Genomic DNA, 22,537 nt, shown 5'->3' with positions numbered 1-22,537 from the left:
CATGACCCAGGTGATGTCCAAGGGAGCGAATACGGCCCTCCCCGCCCGGTCCGTGCGCGTGGTCCTCGAATGGCGGCCGGGAGCCGGTGTCCCGGACATGGACGCCTCGGCCCTGCTGCTCGGCGCGGACGACAAGGTGCGCGGCGACCACGATTTCGTCTTCTACAACCAGCCCAGACACCCTTCCGGCACGGTCGTCCACGAGGGCAAGAACACCGCCCCCGACCGCTGCACCGACGGCGTCCGCGTGGACGTCGCCGCGCTCGCCCCGGATGTCCGCCACGTGATCGTGGCCGCGTCCGCCGACGGCGGCACGATCGGCGCGGTGCCCGGTCTGGTCCTTCGACTGTACGACGTCGACGGCGGACGCGAGATGCTCAACTTCCCGATCACCGGTGCGACGACCGAGACCGCGTTCGTGTTCGGCGAGATCTACCGGCGCGGCGACCAGTGGAAGTTCCGCGCGGTCGGCCAGGGCTACGCGAGCGGTCTCGCCGGGCTGGCCACCGACTACGGGATCAGCGTCGACGACGAACCGGCCCCCGCGAGCGCCCCGCCGGCCCCGGCTCCCGTGCCGCTGCCGCCGGTGCACCAGTCGCCGCCCACCGCACCGGCGCCGCCGCCGGCCCCGGTCTTCGGCAACCCCCCGGCGCCGCAGCCGCAGCCGACCTATCAGGACGCGGCGCCCACCGCCGTGCTGCCGCAATACGACCGGGGCCCCGTGCCCGCCCCGCCTGCGGGGCAGCAGCCGGCGCCGCCCCAGGGCGTGCTGCCCGTCTCGGGCAACGCGCCGTACGGCGGCCCCTCGTTGCCGCCTCCGCCGCGCCACGACGGCCCGACGATCCCGCCGCCGCCGGCCCCGCACACGTTCGGCGGCCGGCCCCCGGGCTACCCGCAGACACCCTCCGCCGGCGCCCCCGTACCGCCGCCGCCCGGCCCGGGCGGCACCCCGCCGCAGGGCTTCGCGCAGCCTCCCGGCACCCCCTCGCACGGCGTCGCGTTCCAGACACCGCCGGGCGTGATGCACATGCCGCCGGGCGGCCCGCAGCTCCCGGCTCCGGGTCGGTACACGCCCGCACACGGCGCTCCGCAGCCGCCGGGGCCGTACACGCCCTCGCACGGCGCCCCGCAGCCGCCCGGGCAGTACCAGCCGGGCATGACCCCGCCGCAGGGCATGGGCATGCCCCCGCAGCCGCACCAGGGCACCCCGCCCCAGGGCCACGGCGGCCCGCCGCAGCTGCGCCGCCTGGACTCGCCGCCGCAGGGCCCGCAGTTCCAGGGCTGACCCGCCCCGCGCACGGGTGACCCGGTCCGCCGACGGACCGGGTCACCCGGCGCACCGGATCACCGGTGCCCGCGCCTCACTTGTAGCCGCGCGCCCACAGCAGACCCCACCCGTACTCGCGGTCCAGCTCGGCCTGATAGCCGTGCACGTAGCGGACCTCGCGGCGGACCACGATGTCGTCGCCGTGGTTCTCCACCACCGCCACCGCACAGGTGTGCGCCTCGCGCGCGTGCTCGTCCAACCGCACCTCGATCGGCAGACCCGCGTTCGGGAACAGCGTGACCACGCCGTTGACCTGGTCGAACGCCGGAATGCCCTCGTAGATGTAGACGAAGATGAGCAGTCGGCGCACGTTGCGCGCCTGGTCGATGTTGATGAACAACGTCTCGCCCGACGCCGACCCGGAGCGGTCGTCGGTGTCCAGGCGCACGTACGGCGGCTGGCTGAACTGCCCGTACAGGTTGCCGAGCGCTTGGACCACGCCCTTGGAGCCGTCGGACATCTCCCACATGCAGCCCAGGTCGAGGTCGATCTTCTGCGGCAGCGGCGGCGACTGCACGGCCAGCGGCCGGAAGAGCCCGCCGCTGCGCTGCCGCGGCGGTGCCTGCTCGACCTGCGGGTTCCAGTGCAGGTTGACCCGCAGCGTGCCGGTCGCCGAGCCCGCCTGGGTCAGCGAGACCTCGGGCGTCGAGCGGGTCAGCGCGACCTTGTGCCCGCCGTGGTCCGGCTCGCGTTCGATCAATCCCCGACGCCAGTCGAAAAGCGGCATCAAGCCCTCCCCTGATCCCGAGCCCGCGTACGCGTGGTGGCGGCTTCAGTACACAACATAACCGGGCCGGAAAAAACCGGTACCGCGCCCGACGGATGCTCGGACGCGGTACCGGTCGTGCCCGCGGGACGTGCCGCCGGGTGGTTAGACGACCCCGGCCTTGGTCTTGGCCTCGCCGTTCTGCCCGGGGACGTGCCCGATCCGCTTGTTGCGGACGATCGAGGAGATCAGCGCGACGCCGATGAAGCCCACCCCGACCACGCCGGTGATCACCTCGTGGATCTCCCACTTGATCGACGCCAGGAGGATGCCGGCGAGCGCGCCGATCGCGTACATCGCGCCGTGCTCCAGGTACACGTAGTCGTCCAGCGTGCCCTGGCGCACCAGGTAGACGGTGAGCGACCGGATGTACATCGCGCCGATACCCAGACCCAGCGTGATCATCAGCAGGTCCTGGGTGATGGCGAACGCGCCGACCACACCGTCGAAGGAGAACGACGCGTCCAACACCTCGAGGTAGAGGAACATGAAGAAGGCGGCCTTGCCGGCGGCCAGCTGCGCGGTGTTCGGGCCGCTGCGCGCGGCCTGGACCGCCCCGGCGCCCTCTTCGGCGTCCTCGTCCTCGTCCTCCTCGGCGTTGATCTCGCCGAGCGTGCCGTGCGATTCGAAGTAGTCGGAGAGCCCGCCGACGGCCAGGTACGCGATCAGGCCGAGCACGCCCGCCACCATGACCGTGCCCTCCTTGTGCGCGGGTGCGAGCGACTGCGCCACGACCACCAGGGTGACCAGCGCGATCAGGGTGGACAGCACGTCGAAGTTGCCGAGCTTGCCGGTGAACCGTTCCAGCGGGCCGACCCAGTGGTGCTCGCGCTCCTCGTCGAACATGAAGTCAAGGAAGATCATCAGCAGGAACAGTCCACCGAAGGCGGCGATCGCCGGGTGCGCCTCGTCCAGGTGATCGGCGTAGGTCATGCCGTCGATCATCTTGTTCTCGTGGAACGCGAGGTCCACCACATCCGCCGGGCTCATCCCCGCGGTGAGACTCACGATGAGCAGCGGGAAGACGAGACGCATGCCGAAGACGGCGATGAGAATGCCGACCGTCAGGAACATCTTCTGCCAGAAGGCATTCATCTTCTTGAGGATCGTGGCATTTACTACAGCGTTGTCGAAAGACAACGAGATCTCGAGGATCGACAGGATCAGCACGATGCCGAATCCGGTCGCTCCCCAGAAATAGGCGGCGACGGCGAGACCGACCGCCGTCACCGCGAACGACCAGCCGAACGTACGGATTACCACGGATGAGGTCCTTATCTACCTGGGATTGCAATCTCCGGGCGGGTCATCAGGAAGACCGGCCCTCATCCCCCGCCCGAGAGTCCTCGGGAAAGGCGTCAGGGCCGGCCCCACCGGGTGACCGACCCTGACACACCGTCAGCGCGTACTCACTGCACGCTGACGCCGAAGTCGAGTGCGATCCCCCGCAGGCCCGAAGCGTACCCCTGCCCTACTGCGCGGAACTTCCACTCCCCCTGGTAACGGTAAAGTTCTCCAAAGATCATGGCAGTCTCGCTTGACGCGTCCTCGGTCAGGTCGTAACGCGCCAGCTCGTTGTTGTCCGCCTGATTCACGATCCGAATGTAGGCGTTGCGGACCTGGCCGAAGGTCTGCCCGCGCATCTCCGCGTCGTAGATGGAGACCGGGAAAACCACCTTCTCGACCTGCTCCGGAACGGCCGTCAGGTCGACCAGGATCACCTCGTCGTCGCCGTCGCCGTCACCGGTGAGGTTGTCACCGGTGTGCTCGATCGACCCCTCGGGGCTCTTCAGGTTGTTGTAGAAAACGAAATAGTCGTCGCCGAGCACCTTGCCCGCCCCACCGCACAGCAGCGCACTCGCGTCCAGGTCGAACGAGGCGCCCGTGGTGGCGCGCGCGTCCCAGCCCAGACCCACCAGCACATTGGTGAGGTTGGGTGCGGCCTTGCTCAGCGAGACGTTTCCGCCCTTGGCGAGGGTGACCCCCATCGAATCCTCCTGATCGTCGTACATTCGCGTTCAACCTTGCCACGCCCCCGACCCGCCGGGGCCCCCTTTTTGCACAGCTCTGGACATGCACAGGCGCACATTTCGACAACCCCCGGCGCGGGCCCGACCGGTCCGGGACGACGAACGCCCGCCGACCGCGGTGAGCGGTCGGCGGGCGTCGATCATGTGCGCCCGGGTCAGACGTTGACCCCGAAGTCCTTGGCGATGCCGCGCAGGCCCGAGGCGTAGCCCTGGCCCACCGCGCGGAACTTCCACTCCGCGCCGTTGCGGTACAGCTCGCCGAACACCATCGCGGTCTCGGTCGACGCGTCCTCGGTGAGGTCGTACCGGGCGAGTTCCTTGTTGTCGGCCTGGTTCACGATGCGAATGAACGCGTTGCGGACCTGGCCGAAGCTCTGCTGCCGCGTCTCGGCGTCGTAGATCGAGACCGGGAAGACGATCCGCTCGACATCGGCGGGGACACCCGCGAGGTTGACCTTGATCGCCTCGTCGTCGCCTTCGCCCTCACCGGTGAGGTTGTCGCCGGTGTGCTCGACGGAGCCGTCCGGGCTCTTCAGGTTGTTGAAGAAGACGAAGTGCCCGTCCGACGGCGCCTGGCCGCTTCCGTTGAGCAGGATCGCGCTCGCGTCGAGGTCGAAGTCCGTGCCGGTGGTCGTACGCACGTCCCAACCCAGGCCGACGAGAACGGCGGTCAGGCCGGGAGCCTCCTTCGAGAGCGAGACGTTGCCGCCCTTGCTCAGGCTGACGCCCACGAGTCCTCCAAAAAGTTCATGGAGCAACGGGTGCCCCGGGGTTTTCGCCTACGACGTGACAACGCGCCGATCCTAGTCATGAGTTCCTGACCGGCGGGAGGTCTCGCCGCGGCACGGGTACCCGCCCCGGCCCGAGCTACGCGCGAACCGGCCGGCGAACCTCGCCTCACAGCGCCGCGAGCGCCCTGTGGTACTCCGTCCGGTCCCGCGCGTCGGGCATCGCGTTGACCACGCTCCAGCGGATCACCCCGCCCCGGTCGATCACGAAGCTCGCCCGCAACGCGCACCCCTTGTCCTCGGCGAAGACCCCGTACGCCCGAGCCGCGGCGCCATGCGGCCAAAAGTCCGAGAGCAGCGGAAACCCGTAGCCCTCCGCCTCGGCGAACACCCGCAGCGAGAACGGCGCGTCACAGGAGAGCGCGAGCACCTGCACATCGTCGTTCTGGAAAGCGGACAGCTCGTCGCGCAGCGCGCCCAGCTCGGCGGTGCACACGCCGGTGAACGCGAACGGATAGAAGACGAGGAGCACGTTCTTCTCCCCCCGGAAGTCCGCGAGCCGCACACCCTCACCGTGCTGGTTCCGCAGCTCGAAGTCGGGGGCCTCGCTACCGATCTCCACGGCCATCGTGCGCATCTCCTCGTCCCGGGCAACGTCCGCTTCGCGCCGGCGAGCCTAGCCCGATGGCGCGTGGGAGCCGGCACGGGCGGGTGGGGGGTCGGCGTTCGGCGGTCGGGCGAGCGGGCAGTATGCGGGCATGTCCTCGATCGAGATCGTCAGCGGCCCGTGGGGCACCGCCTCCATGCCCGCCGAGGCGCAGCGCACGCGGGCCCTGGCCGCCTGGGACGCCTTCCGCGACCTGGCCGACCGGGTCGACCTCGACGCGCCGTCCCGCCTGCCGGGCTGGGACGGCCGCGCCGTGATCACCCACCTCGCGTCTTGGCCCGAGGCCCCGCTGCTCGCCCGCCTGCTGGCCGAGGCGAGCGGCCGACGGGCCCCGGACGCGGCGCCGATGCACCAGGACGAGGTCAACGCGCGCTTGGTCCTGGCCCACCGCGACGCCGATCGGGAGGAACTGCTCGCCGCGCTCGACGACGGCCGGGTCCGACTGGTCGCCGCCTTCGACGCCACCACCGAGGACCCGTCCCTGGCCCTGGCCCGCACCGGCTCGCAGGTCGGCCCGGTCCCGCTGCTCACCCAGCTCGGCGCGATCGCCTACGAGCTGGCCGTACACGCGCTCGACCTGGCCCCCTGCGGTGCGGACGAACCGCAGCCCGAGCTGCTGGACGCCGGCGTCCTGGCCCTGGCCGACATCACCGGCGCGCTCGCCGCCCGGCACCGCGTCCGGGCCCGCACCGGACTGGCCGTGCCCGGCGGCGGCTGGGGCTTCGCCGCCCCCGGCGCGGCCGGCACCGGCTGGGAGGTCTTCCCGCTCCCGCCCGGTCGACCGAACCTGCCCGCCGTCGAGGCCCGCGCCGCCGCCCTGCTCCTGGACGCCTCCGCCGGCCGCCGCCCCGTCCCCGCACTCCTGGCCCGCCGCGACCTGAAACCGCACAACCTCCCGGGCCTGCTGTCCCTGGCCCCCCTGCTCGACCACGTCCCGGGCCTGCCCGGCGGCCCGGCCCTGCGCCTGACCGCCGCCGCGCTCGGCGGCGTCGGCCGCATAACGGCCCTGCTCCCCACCCTCACCCGAACCCGCCCCTGACCCGAAGGCGCCGGGACGACCCCGAACAGCCGAGACCCCGGTGCGGTGACCTTTGTCACCGCACCGGGGTCTCTTCGTCTGCTTACCGCAGTGGCGTCGAGTCACTTCTTGCCGCTGCGCACCGCCTTGGGCGACACCAGACGGGTCGCCGACCAGTCCTTGACGGCGCCGAAGCTCGTCGTGCGGGCCAATCCCGCCGTCGGCGCGGCTTCACCGATGTCCGAGGGTTCTACATATCCGTCCCGGCCGGTCTTCGGGGTCAGCAGCCAGATATGGCCGCCATCCGTGAGCGTGGCGAGGGCATCCACGAGGGTGTCGACGAGATCGCCGTCGTCCTCCCGGAACCACAGCAGGACGACGTCGGCAACGTCATCCTCGTAGTCCTCATCGACGAGTTCGTTTCCGGTGAGTTCCGCGATCTCCTCGCGCAGCTCCTCGTCCACGTCGTCGTCGTAACCGAGCTCCTGGACCACCTGTCCGGGCTGGAACCCAAGTCGAACGGCCGAGTTGGCCCGCTCTTCCGCGTGGTCCGCGGTCGCGCTCACGAATCAACCTCCCTTGTCCGGCCCCACAACGCTTCGGGGCTCACGCGCGTAAGTCCACACGCGCCAGGCTGTTCGCGCAAGTACCCAGGTCACGTACTCGCGCAAACGCCACACCCATGTAGTGCGGAAGCTACCCCCGACGGGCATGGATCACGCAACGTATTCGAGGGCCAGCCTGACAGACGAAAGCTCACCAGGTGCGCCGGGGCCGTCCCGCGGCCGGATCCGCGCCCCCGACCCGCTCGATGACCGCGTCGGCGCCGGGGACCACCAGACCGGTGTGCCCGTCCTCGAACCGCACCACGTACGGCGGCCCGCCGTCCGGGCCCCTGACCTCGATAATCTCCCCGAATCGATCGCCTCGGCCGACCGTGTTCCCGTGCACGTGGAGCCGGTCGCCAATTCGTGCCCGCATCAGCCCTGACCTCCCTGTCGAACGGGTGCGAAACCACTCACACCCTCCCAGGGAACTACGCCAGTGCGCTGTGCGTAAGACAGTCGGCGTAAGGTCTTGGAGGTTCACGGTTGCATCACCCCGCAATCGCGAACCGCCGCGTGGAGCGTCCGGTGACAGCCGGACGATCAGGGCAGCTCCGCTCCTGTCGCGGTAACCGAACACGGACCGGGCTCGGTACATGATCGGTGGATGAGACGCAGGCGGGCACCCCGCCGGTCCATTACCGGTCGGTAGAGATGACGGATCCGACGTCCGGGTACCACGATGGGGACGGCGCGACACCGCTCAGGGTGGTCGACCCCGCTCTCGCGGGGAGGGTCCCCATCTACCGATAAGGCGAAGGAACAGCGTGGCTTCCGGACGAGAGCGCTTCTCGATCATCAGCGACGGCCTCCCGAGCCAGCTCCCCGACATCGATCCGAACGAGACCGGGGAATGGCTGGAGTCGCTGGACGCAGTCATCAACGAGCAGGGCCGCCAGCGAGCCCGATACATCATGCTCAAGCTGCTCGAACGGGCCCGTGAACGTCAGGTCGGCGTGCCGGGCCTGCGGAGCACGGACTACATCAACACGATTGCCCCGGAGAGCGAGCCCTGGTTCCCCGGCGACGAGAACATCGAACGGCGCATCCGTGCGTTCGTGCGGTGGAACGCCGCGATCATGGTGTCGCGGGCCAACCGCCCCGGCCTGGGCGTCGGTGGTCACATCGCCACCTACGCGTCCTCGGCGAGCCTGTACGAGGTGGGCTTCAACCACTTCTTCCGCGGCAAGGACCACGGGGAGTCGGGCGACCAGATCTACTTCCAGGGACACGCGTCGCCGGGCATCTACGCACGTGCCTTCCTGGAAGGACGTCTGAGCGAGGCCCAGCTCGACGGCTTCCGGCAGGAGAAGTCGGCCGCGCCGAACGGGCTGCCCAGCTACCCGCACCCGCGGATGATGCCGGAGTTCTGGGAGTTCCCGACCGTCTCGATGGGCCTCGGCCCGCTCGGGGCGATCTACCAGGCCCGGTTCAACCGCTACCTGCACAACCGCAACATCAAGGACACCTCGCGCAGCCACGTCTGGGCCTTCCTCGGCGACGGCGAGATGGACGAGCCGGAGTCGCTCGGCAACATCGGCCTGGCCGCGCGCGAGGAGCTGGACAACCTCACCTTCGTGATCAACTGCAACCTGCAGCGACTCGACGGTCCGGTGCGCGGCAACGGCAAGATCATCCAGGAGCTGGAGTCGTACTTCCGCGGCGCCGGCTGGAACGTGATCAAGGTCGTCTGGGGCCGCGACTGGGACCCGCTGCTGGCCCAGGACACCGACGGCGCGCTCGTGAACAAGATGAACACGACGCCCGACGGCCAGTTCCAGACCTACGCGGTGGAGTCCGGCGCCTACGTGCGCGAGCACTTCTTCGGCGACGACGCGCGGCTGCGCCGCATGGTGCAGGACCTGAGCGACGAGGACATCCAAAAGCTCGGTCGCGGCGGGCACGACTACCGCAAGGTCTACGCGGCCTTCAAGTCGGCACGTGAGCACGTCGGCCAGCCGACGGTGATCCTGGCGCAGACGGTGAAGGGGTGGACGCTCGGCCCGAACTTCGAGTCGCGCAACGCCACGCACCAGATGAAGAAGCTCACCAAGTCGGACCTGAAGGCGTTCCGCGACCGGCTCTACCTGCCGATCTCGGACGAGCAGCTCGAAGCCGACCTCCCCCCGTACTTCCACCCCGGTGAGAAGTCCGAGGAGATGGAGTACATGCGCGAGCGGCGCGCCGCGCTCGGCGGCTCGCTGCCGCAGCGGCTGGACCGGTCCAAGGCGCTCAAGCTGCCCGGCGACCCGGTCTACAGCGTGCTGAAGAAGGGCTCGAAGCAGCCGGTCGCCACGACGCAGGCGTTCGTACGCCTGCTCAAGGACCTGATGCGCGACCCGGAGATCGGCAAGCGCTTCGTGCCGATCGCGCCGGACGAATACCGCACCTTCGGCATGGACGCGATGTTCCCGACCGCGAAGGTCTACAACCCGCACGGGCAGACCTACGACTCGGTCGACCGGGAGCTGCTGCTGTCGTACAAGGAGTCGGCGCAGGGCCAGATGTTGCACGACGGCATCTCCGAGGCCGGTTGTGTGGCGTCGCTGATCGCCGCGGGCTCGACGTACTCGACGCACGGCGAGCAGATGATCCCCGTGTACGTCTTCTACTCGATGTTCGGGTTCCAGCGCACCGGCGACCAGTTCTGGCAGATGGCCGACCAGCTCAGCCGCGGCTTCGTGCTCGGCGCCACCGCCGGTCGCACCACGCTGACCGGCGAGGGCACCCAGCACGCGGACGGGCACTCGCAGCTGCTGGCCTCGACCAACCCGGCCTGTGTGGCGTACGACCCGGCCTTCTCGTACGAGATCGCGCACATCGTCAAGGACGGTCTGCGGCGGATGTACGGCGAGAACGCCGAGGACGTCTTCTACTACATGACGGTCTACAACGAGCCCATCGCGCAGCCGGCGGAGCCCGCGAACGTCGATGTGGACGGCATCCTCAAGGGCCTGTACCTCTACCAGGACGGCCCCGCCAAGGAGGGCGCGCTGCGCGCCCAGATCCTCGCTTCCGGTGTCGGCATGCCGTGGGCGCTGGACGCGCAGAAGCTGCTCGCCCAGGACTGGAACGTGGTCGCCGACGTCTGGTCGGTCACGTCCTGGAACGAGCTGCGGCGCGACGCCGTCGCGGCGGAGGAGCACAACCTGCTCCACCCCGAGGCCGAGCCGCACATCCCGTACGTGACCCGCGTACTCGACGGCCGTCCCGGCCCGGTGGTGGCGGTCAGCGACTGGATGCGGGCCGTCCCGGACCAGATCTCGCGCTGGGTCCCGGCCGACTTCGCGTCGCTGGGCACCGACGGTTTCGGCTTCGCCGACACCCGCGGCGCGGCCCGGCGCTTCTTCCACGTGGACACCGAGTCCGTCGTGGTGGGTGTGCTGTCGGAGCTGTCCCGCCGGGGCGAGATCGACCCGGGCGTGGTGGCCAAGGCCATCGCTCAGTACCAGCTCCTGGACGTCAAGGCGGCCGGAGTGGGCACGGTCGGCGGCGACGCCTGACCCGCCGGTGACCTGCCGATAGTGCGGCCGAGGCCCCGATCCGTGCGCGGATCGGGGCCTCGGCCGTTATTTCCCGCTCCTTCGGGATCACCCCGGTCTAGACTTTCCGGGCCGGCCGCGGGACTTCGGTTTGCGACTTTCGGAATCGCCTCTTAAGCGTCACTTCGCTGTTCGCTCCTCCATTCCCCGGCCGGCATCCACTTTTCGTCGGGCCGAGGGGATGCGTGGTGGACCGCCGGGACCTGGTCGCGTGCGAGGACGTGGTGATGTTCGTCAACGCGGCGGTGACCTCCACCGGGCAGCGCGAGTTCCGTGACGACGCGACCGCACAGCGGTTGTCGGTGGAGTTCCTGCACGAATACATCCTGGGCAACTACCGCGAGCTCTACGCCGCGTCGCTGGCCCTGGACATCAACGACTTCAACGCCGCGCTGATCGTTCGCAACCTGCTGGTGAGCAGCCGCGACCTGACCCCCGAGGTGCGCCGCCGCGAGGGTGAGCTGATCGCCCGCCGGCTGGAACTGATGGCCCCTCAGCGGGTCTGGCGGCTGTTTCGCGAGCTGGCCCGACGCGGCGTCAACAACCGGCGCACCCGGGCGATCATGCGCGACTGGACCGCGCAGCGCCGCGATCCGGTCTTCGACGCGGTGAAGTACCGCACCGGGGTGAAGGCGACGATGCGGCACGCGCATCTGGAAGTGCCCGCCGAGACCGGGACGTTCCTGTTCAGCTCGCCCCGGAAGGTGTCGGCGTTCGGCACGCCGCTGTTCGAGACGTGGCGACAGGCGCACTACGCGCAGCGCGCGCTCTACGACCTGCCGTACAGCGTGGCCGAGGGGCTGGCCTCGATGCACGGCATCAAGCGGGCCACCTTCCTGGAGAAGATCGCCCCGCAGCTGACCCGCCTGGAGCGCCTGCGCCTGCAGGACGCGGCCGAGCGGACCGGGGTGGCGGCGGTCCGGGCCGATCTCACCACGATGCCGCTGACCCGGCTCGCGTCGTACGTACTGTCCCTGTCGCAGGCCGAACGAGCGGCCCGGCACGACGAGTTGCGGCACGCGATGACCGTCTCCGCACGCCGCGTGGCGGGCCCCGCCGCAGGCACCTGGGGGCGGGTGGTCGCGGTGCTCGACGACAGTTTCTCGTCGTTCGGTTCGACCGCGAAGCGGCAGCGCCCGCTGGCCGTGGCGCTCGCGTGTCGGTTCCTGCTCAAGGCGCTGGCCAAGGAGTTCACCGGGTTGTGGACCTCGGGCACACACGACCCGCTGCTGGTGCGGCCGAGCGGGCCGACGCCGCTGGGCGAGCGCGTGATCGACGCGCTGGAACTGGCCCCGGACCGGCTGATCGTGGTCTCGGACGGCTGGGACAACAGCCCGCCGGGGCTGGCCGCCGAGGTGTTGCGGGTGTGGCGCGAGCGGTTGGATCCGACGGGGGCGACCGCCGTGGTGCATCTGAACCCGGTGTACGACGCGGAGGGCTTCGACGTGAAGCGGTTGTCGGCGAGCGTGCCGACGGTGGGGGTGCGCGACGCCGAGGACGTGCCGGCGCTGGTGGAGTTGGCCCGCTTCGCCGAGGGGCGGGCCGGGTTCGCCGAGCTGCGCCGCTACCTGGCGGATCGTCAGGACCGGTTCCGGTCCCGGAAGGCGGCGGCGTGAACGGCGGTTTCGCGGCGACCGGGTTGATCGCCCGGCCCGCGCAGGTGTGGGGCGCGGTGCGAGTGGTGCCGCTGGTACGCGAGGAGCCGCTGGTCGGCCTGCGGCTGGACCGGCGGGTCTACGAGGTCGGTGATCCCTCGATCGTGGAGGTCGGCGACGGCACCTACTACCACTCCTTCATTCCGCACGCCTTCGTCGCGTCGTGGGATCCCGACGGGGATCGAACGGCGGCGTTCGGTACCCAGCTCCAGGAGCGCCCGGTCACGCCGCGCAACGCGCGGATGAAGATGCCGGGCCGGCGCGCGCTGCGCCGGATGGCCCGCGGCGTGAACAACGATCGGCTGCGTTTCCTGCCGATGCACCTGGCTATGGAGGGGTATCTCGCGCTGCACTTCGGCGGGCCCTCGATCGTGTGGGAGGAGTGGACCGATCGGGCCGTCCGCGAGGGTTTGTCGCCGCGGATGGAGGAGGCGTATTGCGGATACGCGGTGCGCGGACTGGCCGACGCGCTCAAGGTGTTCGAGATCCATCGGGACCAGTGCGGGGTCGCGCTCTACGTCGCGGACACGCTCGCGAGCGTGTTCGTGGTGCCGCATCCGTCCGACTACCGCGCCCTGCACGCGACGCTGCTCGAAGACCTGTACGGCGAGGTGCTGTTCCACTACGCGAACTACGTCGAGGCGGTGCCGGACTTCGTGGTGGGGATCGAGGCCGCGCGGGTGTCCTCGCTCGCCGACCTGCGCCGGGCGGCGGCGGGGCAGGCCGGGGCCTGGGAGCGGTTCCACCAGCTGATGTTGTCCGGACTCACCGGCGAGGGCGCCTACACGAGCGAGTCGGTTTACCGGCTGGGGCCGTTCGAGCTGTCCCGCTTCCTGCCCTCGTTTCGGCTCGACGAGGAGAACCACATCGGCGAGCGGATCGTGCACCGGGACGGGCGGCTCGCCTACTGCAAGACGTTTCGACTGTCCGCGGCGCAGGTCCGTCGGGGCCACCTGCTCTCCACGCTGCACGCGCACGGCTGGGCCCTGGACGCGGCGGCGACCGCCCTGCACACCACGCCGACGGCGCTGGCCCGGCGGATCCGCGAGTCCGGGTTCGAGGGCCTGCTGCGGCAGCACGTGGTGGACCGTCTGGAGCGCGAGGGCCGCCGCCGCTGAGGCCGCCCCGCTCGGGGCGGCCTCAGCGCGTGCCGGGAGTTCGGCTCAGTCGCGGTCGTTGAAGGTGCCCGCCATGTCCGGGTAGCGCCCACCGGTGACCTGTCCGGCGATCGGTTCGAGCGCGGCCAGTTCGGCGTCGGTCAAAACCAGGTCGACCGCCGCGACGTTCTCCTCCAGGCGGTGCCGCTTGGTGGTCCCGGGGATCGGCACCACCGACAGGCCCCAGGCCCGGGTGCGCGACTGCACCCAGGCGAGCGCGACCTGCGCCGGGGTGACGCCGTGTGCCTCGGCGATGGTCCGCAGCGGCGCCAGGATCGCCGCGTTCGCCGCGGCGTTGTCGCCGGTGAAGCGCGGCTGGAGCCGGCGGAAGTCGCCCTTGGGCAGCGTCTCGGCGCTGGCCCAGGCACCGGTGAGGAAGCCCCGGCCGAGCGGCGAGTAGGCCACCAGGGCGGCGCCGACCTCACGTACGGCGGGCACCACGCTCTCCTCGATGTCGCGGGTGAACAGGCTCCACTCCGACTGCACGGCGGCGATCGGGTGCACGGCCGCCGCCGCGTGCAGCTCCTTCGCGGTCACCTCGGACAGGCCCAGGTGCCGGACCTTGCCCTCGCGGACCAGTTCCGCCATCGCGCCGACCGTCTCCTCGATCGGCACCCGGACGTCGCGGCGGTGCATGTAGTACAGGTCGATCACATCGGTGCGCAGCCGGCGCAGGCTGGCCTCGGCGGCCTGCTTGACGTAGGCCGCGTCGCCGCGGATCTCCCGCGCGCCGTCGGCGGTGTAGCTGATCGCGAACTTGGTGGCCAGGGTGACCCGGGCGCGCCGGTCGCCCTCGGCCAGGAAGGCCCCGAGCAGTTCCTCGTTGGTGTGCGGGCCGTAGACGTCGGAGGTGTCGAACAGGTCGACCCCCAAGTCGAGGGCCCGCTCCAGGGTGGCCACCGACTCGTCGTGCTCGGCGCCCGCGTAGAAGGCGCTCATGCCCATGCAGCCCAGGCCCTGGGGGAAGATCTCCGGGCCGTGCTCACCCAGCTTGAGAGTGCTCATCGTCGTTGCTCGCCTCCGCGTCCGCGTACATCTCGATCTTGTGGTCGATGACGAGCAGGCAGGTCTGGAGATCGCTGATGCGGTTGCGGACCTCCTCGCGGTGGTCCGCCAACAGCTCTCGGCGCGCGCGCCGGGTGTGATCGCCCTGGCGGACCAGCTCCGCGTACCGGAGCATGTCCGCGACCGGCATCCCGGTCAGGCGCATCTTGCCGACGAACTCCAGCCAGTCGAGATCGTGGTCGCTGTAGCGACGACGACTCCCCTGCCCGTTACCGTCCCCTCCCGTCCGGGGGCGCTGGCGGCTGACGTGCCGCATCAGGCCGATCCGCTCGTACCAGCGCAGCGTGTGCGCGGTCAGACCGGTGCGTTCGGCCACCTCGCCGATCGAGTACTTGCCGACCTCGTAGTCCGCGGACGGCCGGGTCTGCTGTACCGACATCGAGAAGCCTCCGGTGGGAGGCCCGCCCCGGTGGGACGGGCATGACGGAAACGCTACGGAGTTCGAGCGCACTCCAAGCAAGCCCCCGGTCTCACGCGTCGGTCAAGTCGGCGGCGGCGCCGGACCGCGTGGGCGAGGGCGGCAAACCACCCCCAATCACCGAGGGTGAACGAGGGCGTTGATATCGTTCGCGCGTCGGCGACCGGTTTGTCGCCGACGGCGTCGAACGCAGCGAAGTCCGGTGTGATCCCGGCGCTGTCCCGCAACCGTGATGGCCCACCCCGCTCCCCGGGGTCGCGGCCGAGCCGGGTCGCCTCGTCCGCGCCGACGACATCGGCCTCGCAGGAGGGGCGATCCGTCCCCACGGGTCCCGACGCCTGCCGCGTCCCGTGGACCTGGAGCTTCCGTTGAGATCCGTACCCCTGCTGCGTTCCGCCGCCGTGCTGCTGTTCGGCGCGCTCGTCCTCACCGGGTGCGGTGGCTCGGACGACTCGAAGGACGACAAGTCCCAGGGCACGCCGGCGGCGTCCGGCGCCGGCACCGGGTCGGGGCCCGACGCCAAGGCGTTCCCCGCGACGGTGGACTCGGGCGGCGCCAAGGTCACCATCCCCGCCGCGCCGAAGAAGATCGTCTCGCTCGCACCGACTGCGACCGAGATGTTGTACGCGATCGGCGCGGGCGGCCAGGTCACCGCGGTCGACGACCAGTCGAACTTCCCGGCGAACGCGCCCAAGACCAAGCTGTCCGGCTTCAAGCCGAACGTCGAGGCGATCAGCAACTACACGCCCGACCTGGTGGTGACCACCGACGACACCGACGGCGTGGTCGCGGCGCTGAACAAGTTGAGGATCCCGGTGGTGCTGACGCCCGCCGCGAAGACCTTCGAGGACTCCTACGCGCAGCTGAACACGCTGGGCGTGGCCACCGGCCACAGCCGCGAGGCGGGTGAGGTGGCGTCGAAGATGAAGGCCGACATCGCGGCCGTCGTCGCCGCGACACCCAAGCCGGCGAAGCCGCTGACCTACTTCCACGAGCTGGACAACACGCTGTTCACCTCGACCTCGAAGACCTTCATCGGACAGGTGTACGCGCAGTTCGGTCTGAAGAACATCGCCGACGAGGCGGACAAGAGCGGTTCGGGCTACCCGCAGCTGTCCGCCGAGGCCCTGGTGCAGTCCGACCCCGACCTGATCTTCCTCGCCGACGCCAAGGGCGGCGGCCAGAGCGCCGAGACGGTGGCCAAGCGCCCGGGCTGGGACCGGTTGGGGGCCGTGCGCAACGGCGGTGTGGTCGCGCTGGACGACGACGTCGCCTCGCGCTGGGGTCCGCGTGTGGTGGACCTGGTCCGGGCCGTGGCGGACGCGGTCACCAAGGCCGGTGCGGCGAAGGGCTGACGGCCCGCCCATGCGGGACCTTGCGGCGATCCGACGCCGGCCGGCACTGCTGCCCCTGCTCAGCTCGGGCGCCGCGCTGGTCGGCGCGGTCGTGCTCGGTCTGATCGTGGGCGCGGCCGACCTGCCCGCGCGCGGGGTGGTGCTCGCGCTGCTCGACGAGTTGCCGCTCGTGCACGTCGACCACGGGTTGTCCCCGGTGCAGCACGCCGTGCTGATGGACCTGCGGCTGCCGCGCGTGCTGGCCGCGGTGACCGTGGGCGGTCTACTCGCCCTGGCCGGGGCCGGATATCAGGGTGTCTTCCGCAATCCGCTGGCCGACCCGTACCTGCTCGGCGCCGCGTCCGGCGCGGGGCTGGGCGCGACGCTGGTGATCGTGTACGCGCACGGGGACAGCGTGGGCGGCGTGCCGGTGGTGCCGCTGGCCTCCTTCGTCGGGGCGATGGGCGGGGTGCTGCTCGCGTATGCCATCGGCGCCGGCGCGAACCGCTCCGGCGGCACCGCGAACCTGGTCTTGGCGGGGGTGGCGGTCGCCCAGTTCCTGGCCGCCGCGCAGACCTACGTCCAGTCCGCCAACACCGACGAGCTGCGCCGGATCTACTCGTGGATCTTCGGCCGGCTGTCCGGGATCGGCTGGGCCGATCTGCGCATGGTCCTGCCGTACGCGCTGCTCAGCACGGTGGTGCTGATCCTGCACGGCCGCCTTTTGGACGTGATGTCGGTGGGCGACGAGGAGGCCGCGGGTCTGGGCGTGCGGGCCGGCCGGGTCCGGCTCGTGGTGCTGCTCGCCGCGTCCCTGGCCACCGCGTCGGCGGTCGCGATCAGCGGCCTGATCGGTTTCGTCGGCATCGTCGTGCCGCACCTCGTGCGCCGCTTCGTCGGCGGCAGCTATCGGCGGGTGTTGCCGATGTCGCTGCTGTGCGGGGCCACCTTCCTGGTCCTGACCGACGTGCTCGCCCGCACCCTGACCGCGCCCGGCGAACTGCCGATCGGCGTGGTCACCGCGTTCGTAGGCGCGCCGTTCTTCGTCCTCGTGCTGCGCGGCACCCGGAAGGTGGACGTGTGAGCGCGCGCCTGTCGCTGCGCGAGGCCGGGGTCGACCGGGACGGGGTCCCGGTGTTGCGCGACGTGCGCGCCGACGTCGAGCCCGGCGAGTGGGTGGCGGTGATCGGCCCCAACGGCGCCGGCAAGTCCACCCTTCTCAAGGCTGTCGCCGGCCTGCTCCCCCACGTGGGGGAGATCACCGTGGCGGGCCGCCCCGTTCGCGGCCTCTCCGCCCGCGAGCTGGCCCGGACCATCGCCTACACGGCCCAGAACCCGGTCGTGCCCGACCAGATGCCCGTCCACGAGTACGTGCTCCTCGGCCGCACCCCCCACCTGGGCTATCTGGCCCGCCCGGGCCGCCGCGACCGCGCCATCGCGAGCGAGGTGATCGACCGCCTCGACCTGGGCCGATTCGCCGCCCGCGACGTGGGCCGGCTCTCCGGCGGCGAACGGCAGCGGGTGGTGCTGGCCCGCGCCCTGGCCCAGCAGGCGCCGGTGCTGCTCCTGGACGAGCCGACCACCGCGCTCGACCTGGGCCACCAGCAGCAGGTCCTGGAACTGGTCGACACGCTGCGGATCACCGACGGCCTGACCGTCCTGACCACGCTGCACGACCTGGGCGTGGCCGCCCAGTACGCGGACCGCCTGCTGATGCTGGTCGGCGGCCGGGCGGTCTCCTCCGGCCCGGCCGCCGACGTCCTCACCCCCGACACGATCGCCGAGCACTACCAGGCGACCGTCACCGTCGACCAGGGCCCGGACGGCCGCCCCCGCGTCCACCCGGTCCGCCCTCGCCGGCCGGCCCGAGACACCGCCGAGGAGGCCCCGTGACCGCACCGCCGCACCCGCGCCCGACCCCGTCCGCCCTGCTCACCCCGGAGCGGCCCGTCCGCGACGAGGACGGCACCCGTCGCCCGGCCCTGCTCTGGCGCGCCGGGCCGCATCGGATGATCTCCTCCGCCCTGCTCGGCGGCGGGATCGGCGAACGCGCATGGGTGCTCAACCTCCAGGTCCGCCCGGGCTACGACCGCATGGACCCGGCCGCCCACCTGGCCGAGGTGGCCGCCTCGCTCGGCCTGACCGGCCCCGGCGTGGGCCTGATGACCGCCGCCGACGTCACCGCGTGGACCCACGGCGCGGACGAGGGCGTCGAGGCCCTGGCCACCACCGGAATCGGCATCCCCACCTGGGCCGCCGCCCCCGGCCCGGGCGTGCCGGGCACCCCGCCCCCCGGCACGATCAACATCATCGCCGCGATCCCGGTCCCCCTGTCCGACGCGGCACTGGTCAACGCGATCGCCACGGCCACCGAGGCCAAGGTCCAAGCCCTCCTCGAAGCGGGCCACCAATGCACCGGCACCCCTTCGGACGCCATCTGCATAGCCGCCGCCATCCCCCACCCGAACGCCCCGGTCGAACCCTTCGCCGGCCCCCGCTCGATCTGGGGCGCCCGCCTGGCCCGAGCCGTCCACACCGCAGTCCTCACCGGCGCCCACAACGACCGATCCCGCCGCACCACCACCCTCCACGCCCCCGCATGACCGCGCCCCGCCCCCCGAAACATCCGAGCCGTCGGCCCACCACCCCGAGGCGCGTCAGCGCCCACGCCTCAGGCCGCCCCCGAGATCGACGCGCAGCGCGGAGAGCGGCGGAGCCGCCAAGTTTGGGCTGGGTGGCCCGGAGCGAAGCGGAGGGACACCCGGCCCCGAGCGAGGGGCCGCTTTTCTGCGGAGGAGCGAAGCGGGAGGGCAGAAAAGTAGTCCCTCGCGAGCCGGCGCGAAGCGCCCAACAAGCAGCTCCGCGCGAGCCGGCGGCGGAGTCGGCCGGTGGGCAGAGGACAATGGGCCCGTGAGCCCCCAACCCGACCTTCGTGCCGCGACCGTCCGCAGGCTCGAGAAGTCCGCCGGCGCCCTGGCGGGCGCGGCGCTCGCGAGGATGGACGAGGCGCTTCCCTGGTACCGGAACATGCCCGCCGACAACCGGTCCTGGATCGGCCTGGTGGCCCAGGCCGGCATCTCCGCGTTCACCGAGTGGTTCCGGCATCCGGAGACCCCGCAGAAGGTCAGCGCCGACGTGTTCGGCACCGCGCCGCGCGAATTGACCCGCACCATCACGCTGCCGCACACGGTCGAGTTGATCCGCACCACCATCGAGGTGGTCGAGGCGGAGATCGCCACCCTGGCCGCGCCCGGCTACGAACAGGAGTTGCGCGAGTCGCTGCTGCTGTACTCCCGGGAGATCGCCTTCGCCACCGCGCAGGTGTACGCGCACGCCGCCGAGACGCGCGGTGCGTGGGACGCCCGCCTGGAGGCCCTGGTGGTGCACTCGCTGCTGCGCGGCGAGGCCGACGAGGGCATCCTGTCCCGGGCCTCGGCACTCGGCTGGGGCTCGCCGGACTCGGTCATGGTCGTGGTGGGCAACGCCCCGGACGCGGACGCCCAGGAGGTCGTCGACGGCATCCACCGGGCGGGCCGACACGCCCGACTGAACGTGCTCACCGGGGTGCAGGGCGAGCGGCTCGTGGTCATCCTCGGCGGCACCGACGACCCGATCCGCGCGACCCGGTCGCTGATCGGCCAGTTCGCCCCCGGTCCGGTGGTGGTCGGCCCCCAGGTGCCCGACCTGTTGGCCGCCGTACGCTCCGCCCAGGCCGCGATGTCGGGGCACCGCGCGTGCGTGGCCTGGCCCGACGCGCCGCGCCCGGTTTCCGCGGACGATCTCCTGCCCGAGCGCGCGCTCGCGGGAGACGACGAGGCCCGGGAGCAGTTGGTGGAGGAGATCTACATACCCCTGCACGCGGCCGGCTCCGCGCTCCTGGAGACGCTCTCCGTCTACCTGGAGCAGGCGGCGAGTCTCGAAGGAGCCGCCCGGATGCTCTTCGTCCACCCCAATACCGTGCGCTACCGGCTGCGACGCGTCGTGGACGTCACCGGCCTGGTACCGACCGAGACCCGTTCCGCATTCACCCTCCAGGTCTCGCTGATCCTCGGCCGACTGGCCGCGATCGAGAGCTAGTCGGCACCTATTTGTACGAACCCAACAAAGTCACCATCGGATCTTCGTCCCTGCCGATAAGGGGTTGCCACCCCTCGCAGGAGAGAGGCTTGACCTCGTGCTCGTACTCGTCGCCCCCGGACAGGGCGCTCAGACGCCCGGATTCCTCGCCCCCTGGCTCGACCTCGACGGCGTGGCCGACCGGCTCCGCTGGTGGTCGGCCGTCACCGGCCTCGACCTGATCCACTACGGCACCAAGGCCGACGCCGACGAGATCCGGGACACGGCGGTGGCCCAGCCGCTGCTCGTCGCCTCGGGTCTGGTGGCCGCGTTCACGCTGTTCCCGCGGCCCGACGACGTCCCCGGTTCGGTACGCGCCGCCGCCGGCCACAGCGTCGGCGAGCTGACCGCCGCGGCCGCCACCGGCGTGATCTCCGCCGAGACGGCGCTGACCCTGGTGCGCGAGCGGGGCCGGGCGATGGCCGCCGCCGCCGCGGTCACGCAGACCGGGATGAGCGCGGTCCTGGGCGGCGACCCCGAGACGGTGCTCGCCAAGATCGCGGAGCACGGCCTGACCCCGGCCAACATGAACGGCGCGGGCCAGATCGTCGCCGCCGGCACGCTGGAGCAGTTGGCCGCGTTCGCCGCCGACCCGCCGGAGAAGGCGCGCCTTCGACCGCTGGCCGTCGCCGGCGCGTTCCACACCGAGCACATGGCACCGGCGGTGAACCGCCTGGCCGAACTGGTCCCGGGCGTGAGCGTGCGCAACCCGAGCGTCCCCTTCCTGTCCAACGCCGACGGCACGGTGCTGAGCGACGGCCACGACGTGGTCGCGCGCCTGGTCAGCCAGGTCTCCAACCCGGTCCGCTGGGACCTGTGCATGGAGACCATGAAGGACCTCGGCGTGACCGGCCTGATCGAGGTCACCCCGGCCGGCACCCTGACCGCTCTGGCCAAGCGCGCCATGCCGGGCGTGGAGACGGTCGCGCTGAAGACTCCGGACGACCTCGAGGCCGCCCGGAAGCTGGTCGAGGCGCACGGCGGCCCGACCGGCCCCCAGAGCCCGTCGTGACCCCCGTCGCGACACCCGCTCTGCACCCGGCCGCGAACCCACCCGGCCTCGAACCCGTACGGGAGGACCACGCGTGACCGCAACCATCACCCCCCGCGCCGGAGCCGCGCACGCGCGCATCCTCGGCGTCGGCGGTTACCGCCCGGCCCGGATCGTGCCCAACTCCGAGCTGGTGGACCGGATCGACTCCTCCGACGAGTGGATCCAGTCCCGTTCCGGGATCCGGACCCGGCGCTGGGCCTCCCCCGAGGAGACCGTCGCCGAGATGTCCGTCGCGGCGGCCGGCAAGGCCCTGGCGCACGCGGGTCTGGACGCCTCGCAGGTCGGCTGCGTGATCGTCTCGACGGTCACCCACCTCAAGCAGACCCCGGCGATCGCCACCGAGATCGCACACCGCTTGGGCGCGGGCGGCGGCCGGGCGGCGGCGTTCGACGTCTCCGCGGCCTGCGCGGGCTTTTGCTACGGCGTCTCGCTCGCCAGTGACATGGTCCGCGGCGGCAGCGCCGAGTACGTCCTGGTGATCGGCGTCGAGCGGCTGAGCGACCTGACCAACCTGTCCGACCGGGGCACCGCGTTCATCTTCGGCGACGGCGCGGGCGCCGTGGTGATCGGCCCCTCGACCACCCCGGGCATCGGCCCCGTGGTGTGGGGTTCGGACGGTTCCCAGGCCGAGGCGATCACCCAGACCGTCGACTGGAACGACCTGCGCGACGACCGCGAGCAGGAGTTCCCCACGCTCAAGATGGAGGGCCAGAAGGTCTTCCGCTGGGCCGTGTGGGAGATGGCCAAGGTCTGCGAGCAGGCCCTGGACGCCGCCGGCGTCAAGGCCGAGGACCTGGACGCGTTCATCCCGCACCAGGCCAACATGCGGATCACCGACGCGATGATCAAGGCGCTCAAGCTGCCCCCCGAGGTGCCGGTCGCCCGCGACATCGCCGAGAACGGAAACACCTCCGCCGCGTCCATCCCGCTCGCCATGGAGCGCATGCTCGAAAGCGGCGAAGCGGTCAGCGGCGGGACCGCGTTGATCATGGGATTCGGGGCCGGCCTCGTGTACGCGGGGCAGGTCATTACGCTTCCGTAGTCCCCCGTCGGTC

Annotated in this window: 21 protein-coding genes; 12 read left to right on the top strand and 9 right to left on the bottom strand. The window is 71.3% G+C overall.

Annotated elements, in window-relative coordinates:
- Position 1 precedes the first annotated feature (1 nt).
- Positions 2-1,285, top strand: a complete 1,284-nt coding sequence (locus tag ACH4XV_RS10000) for a TerD family protein (protein ID WP_395788151.1) — start codon at positions 2-4, stop codon at positions 1,283-1,285.
- Between the two features lie 76 nt (positions 1,286-1,361).
- Here ACH4XV_RS10000 and ACH4XV_RS09995 read toward each other — a convergent pair whose 3' ends face one another.
- From ACH4XV_RS09995 to ACH4XV_RS09975, 5 genes are all read right to left on the bottom strand, one after another.
- Positions 1,362-2,054, bottom strand: a complete 693-nt coding sequence (locus ACH4XV_RS09995; RefSeq protein WP_078975205.1) for a Tellurium resistance — start codon at positions 2,052-2,054, stop codon at positions 1,362-1,364.
- Positions 2,055-2,198: 144 nt separating this feature from the next.
- Entirely contained in the window at positions 2,199-3,356 is a 1,158-nt protein-coding gene (locus ACH4XV_RS09990) for a DUF475 domain-containing protein (RefSeq protein WP_395788149.1), read from the bottom strand.
- A gap of 146 nt (positions 3,357-3,502) precedes the next feature.
- Positions 3,503-4,081 carry a TerD family protein gene (locus tag ACH4XV_RS09985; RefSeq protein ID WP_126642955.1) on the bottom strand — a complete coding sequence of 193 codons (579 nt, stop codon included), beginning with the start codon at positions 4,079-4,081 and terminating at the stop codon, positions 3,503-3,505.
- A 197-nt stretch (positions 4,082-4,278) separates the two neighbouring features.
- Positions 4,279-4,854, bottom strand: coding sequence for a TerD family protein (locus ACH4XV_RS09980; protein WP_126642884.1), 576 nt, complete (start codon positions 4,852-4,854; stop codon positions 4,279-4,281).
- Between the two features lie 166 nt (positions 4,855-5,020).
- On the bottom strand, positions 5,021-5,479 hold the full coding sequence (locus tag ACH4XV_RS09975; protein WP_395788147.1) for a peroxiredoxin: 459 nt from the start codon (positions 5,477-5,479) through the stop codon (positions 5,021-5,023).
- Between the two features lie 130 nt (positions 5,480-5,609).
- Here ACH4XV_RS09975 and ACH4XV_RS09970 point away from each other — a divergent pair, with 130 nt between their 5' ends.
- Positions 5,610-6,557 (top strand): maleylpyruvate isomerase N-terminal domain-containing protein, encoded by a 948-nt coding sequence (locus ACH4XV_RS09970; RefSeq protein WP_395788145.1) that lies wholly within the window; start codon positions 5,610-5,612, stop codon positions 6,555-6,557.
- A 101-nt stretch (positions 6,558-6,658) separates the two neighbouring features.
- On the opposite strand, the gene ACH4XV_RS09965 is transcribed toward ACH4XV_RS09970, so the two are convergent.
- Both ACH4XV_RS09965 and ACH4XV_RS09960 read right to left on the bottom strand, forming a co-directional pair.
- Entirely contained in the window at positions 6,659-7,102 is a 444-nt protein-coding gene (locus tag ACH4XV_RS09965) for a DUF3052 domain-containing protein (protein ID WP_379995360.1), read from the bottom strand.
- Between the two features lie 190 nt (positions 7,103-7,292).
- Entirely contained in the window at positions 7,293-7,517 is a 225-nt protein-coding gene (locus ACH4XV_RS09960; RefSeq protein ID WP_395788143.1) for a DUF1918 domain-containing protein, read from the bottom strand.
- 391 nt (positions 7,518-7,908) lie between these two features.
- Here ACH4XV_RS09960 and aceE point away from each other — a divergent pair, with 391 nt between their 5' ends.
- The 3 genes from aceE to ACH4XV_RS09945 all read left to right on the top strand — a co-directional run bounded on the left by aceE (position 7,909) and on the right by ACH4XV_RS09945 (position 13,456).
- Positions 7,909-10,644, top strand: a complete 2,736-nt coding sequence (aceE, locus tag ACH4XV_RS09955) for a pyruvate dehydrogenase (acetyl-transferring), homodimeric type (RefSeq protein ID WP_395788141.1) — start codon at positions 7,909-7,911, stop codon at positions 10,642-10,644.
- A 224-nt stretch (positions 10,645-10,868) separates the two neighbouring features.
- Positions 10,869-12,299: a hypothetical protein gene (locus ACH4XV_RS09950; RefSeq protein ID WP_395788139.1), complete on the top strand. Its 1,431-nt coding sequence runs from the start codon at positions 10,869-10,871 to the stop codon at positions 12,297-12,299.
- A complete protein-coding gene (locus tag ACH4XV_RS09945) occupies positions 12,296-13,456 on the top strand; it encodes an ARPP-2 domain-containing protein (RefSeq protein ID WP_395788137.1) in 1,161 nt (386 codons plus the stop codon). Before ACH4XV_RS09950 ends, ACH4XV_RS09945 begins: the two co-directional genes overlap by 4 nt.
- A gap of 45 nt (positions 13,457-13,501) precedes the next feature.
- Here ACH4XV_RS09945 and ACH4XV_RS09940 read toward each other — a convergent pair whose 3' ends face one another.
- Both ACH4XV_RS09940 and ACH4XV_RS09935 read right to left on the bottom strand, forming a co-directional pair.
- On the bottom strand, positions 13,502-14,500 hold the full coding sequence (locus tag ACH4XV_RS09940; protein WP_395788135.1) for an aldo/keto reductase: 999 nt from the start codon (positions 14,498-14,500) through the stop codon (positions 13,502-13,504).
- Complete coding sequence (locus ACH4XV_RS09935) at positions 14,478-14,939, bottom strand: MerR family transcriptional regulator (protein ID WP_395788133.1); 462 nt, start codon at positions 14,937-14,939, stop codon at positions 14,478-14,480. The genes ACH4XV_RS09940 and ACH4XV_RS09935 overlap by 23 nt, the downstream gene beginning before the upstream one ends.
- A gap of 407 nt (positions 14,940-15,346) precedes the next feature.
- On the opposite strand from ACH4XV_RS09935, the gene ACH4XV_RS09930 reads away from it, so the two are divergent.
- The 7 genes from ACH4XV_RS09930 (at position 15,347) to ACH4XV_RS09900 (ending at position 22,524) form a co-directional block, all read left to right on the top strand.
- On the top strand, positions 15,347-16,333 hold the full coding sequence (locus ACH4XV_RS09930) for an ABC transporter substrate-binding protein (RefSeq protein ID WP_395788131.1): 987 nt from the start codon (positions 15,347-15,349) through the stop codon (positions 16,331-16,333).
- Positions 16,334-16,343: 10 nt separating this feature from the next.
- The gene (locus ACH4XV_RS09925; RefSeq protein ID WP_395788129.1) at positions 16,344-17,396 is read left to right on the top strand and encodes a FecCD family ABC transporter permease; all 1,053 of its coding nucleotides are present in this window, start codon (positions 16,344-16,346) and stop codon (positions 17,394-17,396) included.
- On the top strand, positions 17,393-18,205 hold the full coding sequence (locus ACH4XV_RS09920) for an ABC transporter ATP-binding protein (RefSeq protein ID WP_395788127.1): 813 nt from the start codon (positions 17,393-17,395) through the stop codon (positions 18,203-18,205). The genes ACH4XV_RS09925 and ACH4XV_RS09920 overlap by 4 nt, the downstream gene beginning before the upstream one ends.
- Positions 18,202-18,915, top strand: a complete 714-nt coding sequence (locus ACH4XV_RS09915; protein ID WP_395788125.1) for an adenosylcobinamide amidohydrolase — start codon at positions 18,202-18,204, stop codon at positions 18,913-18,915. The genes ACH4XV_RS09920 and ACH4XV_RS09915 overlap by 4 nt, the downstream gene beginning before the upstream one ends.
- A gap of 307 nt (positions 18,916-19,222) precedes the next feature.
- Complete coding sequence (locus ACH4XV_RS09910) at positions 19,223-20,389, top strand: CdaR family transcriptional regulator (protein WP_078975217.1); 1,167 nt, start codon at positions 19,223-19,225, stop codon at positions 20,387-20,389.
- Positions 20,390-20,486: 97 nt separating this feature from the next.
- Positions 20,487-21,440 carry an ACP S-malonyltransferase gene (locus tag ACH4XV_RS09905; RefSeq protein ID WP_395788123.1) on the top strand — a complete coding sequence of 318 codons (954 nt, stop codon included), beginning with the start codon at positions 20,487-20,489 and terminating at the stop codon, positions 21,438-21,440.
- A 73-nt stretch (positions 21,441-21,513) separates the two neighbouring features.
- Entirely contained in the window at positions 21,514-22,524 is a 1,011-nt protein-coding gene (locus tag ACH4XV_RS09900) for a beta-ketoacyl-ACP synthase III (protein ID WP_380036274.1), read from the top strand.
- Positions 22,525-22,537 lie beyond the last annotated feature (13 nt).

The sequence above is a fragment of the Embleya sp. NPDC020630 genome (assembly GCF_044334985.1).
Lineage (GTDB): Bacteria > Actinomycetota > Actinomycetes > Streptomycetales > Streptomycetaceae > Embleya.
The sequence above is the reverse complement of the archived record's forward strand: the minus strand, read 5'-3'. Positions and strand labels throughout refer to the sequence as shown.

Bases quoted from the DNA above. Each gene is read 5' to 3' on its own strand.
- ACH4XV_RS09970 (WP_395788145.1), top strand. From the start codon at position 5,610: ATGTCCTCGATCGAGATCGTCAGCGGCCCGTGGGGCACCGCCTCCATG.
- ACH4XV_RS09985 (WP_126642955.1), bottom strand. From the start codon at position 4,081: ATGGGGGTCACCCTCGCCAAGGGCGGAAACGTCTCGCTGAGCAAGGCC.
- ACH4XV_RS09960 (WP_395788143.1), bottom strand. From the start codon at position 7,517: ATGCGGGCACGAATTGGCGACCGGCTCCACGTGCACGGGAACACGGTC.
- ACH4XV_RS09975 (WP_395788147.1), bottom strand. From the start codon at position 5,479: ATGGCCGTGGAGATCGGTAGCGAGGCCCCCGACTTCGAGCTGCGGAAC.
- ACH4XV_RS09940 (WP_395788135.1), bottom strand. From the start codon at position 14,500: ATGAGCACTCTCAAGCTGGGTGAGCACGGCCCGGAGATCTTCCCCCAG.
- ACH4XV_RS10000 (WP_395788151.1), top strand. From the start codon at position 2: ATGACCCAGGTGATGTCCAAGGGAGCGAATACGGCCCTCCCCGCCCGG.
- ACH4XV_RS09995 (WP_078975205.1), bottom strand. From the start codon at position 2,054: ATGCCGCTTTTCGACTGGCGTCGGGGATTGATCGAACGCGAGCCGGAC.
- ACH4XV_RS09925 (WP_395788129.1), top strand. From the start codon at position 16,344: ATGCGGGACCTTGCGGCGATCCGACGCCGGCCGGCACTGCTGCCCCTG.
- ACH4XV_RS09935 (WP_395788133.1), bottom strand. From the start codon at position 14,939: ATGTCGGTACAGCAGACCCGGCCGTCCGCGGACTACGAGGTCGGCAAG.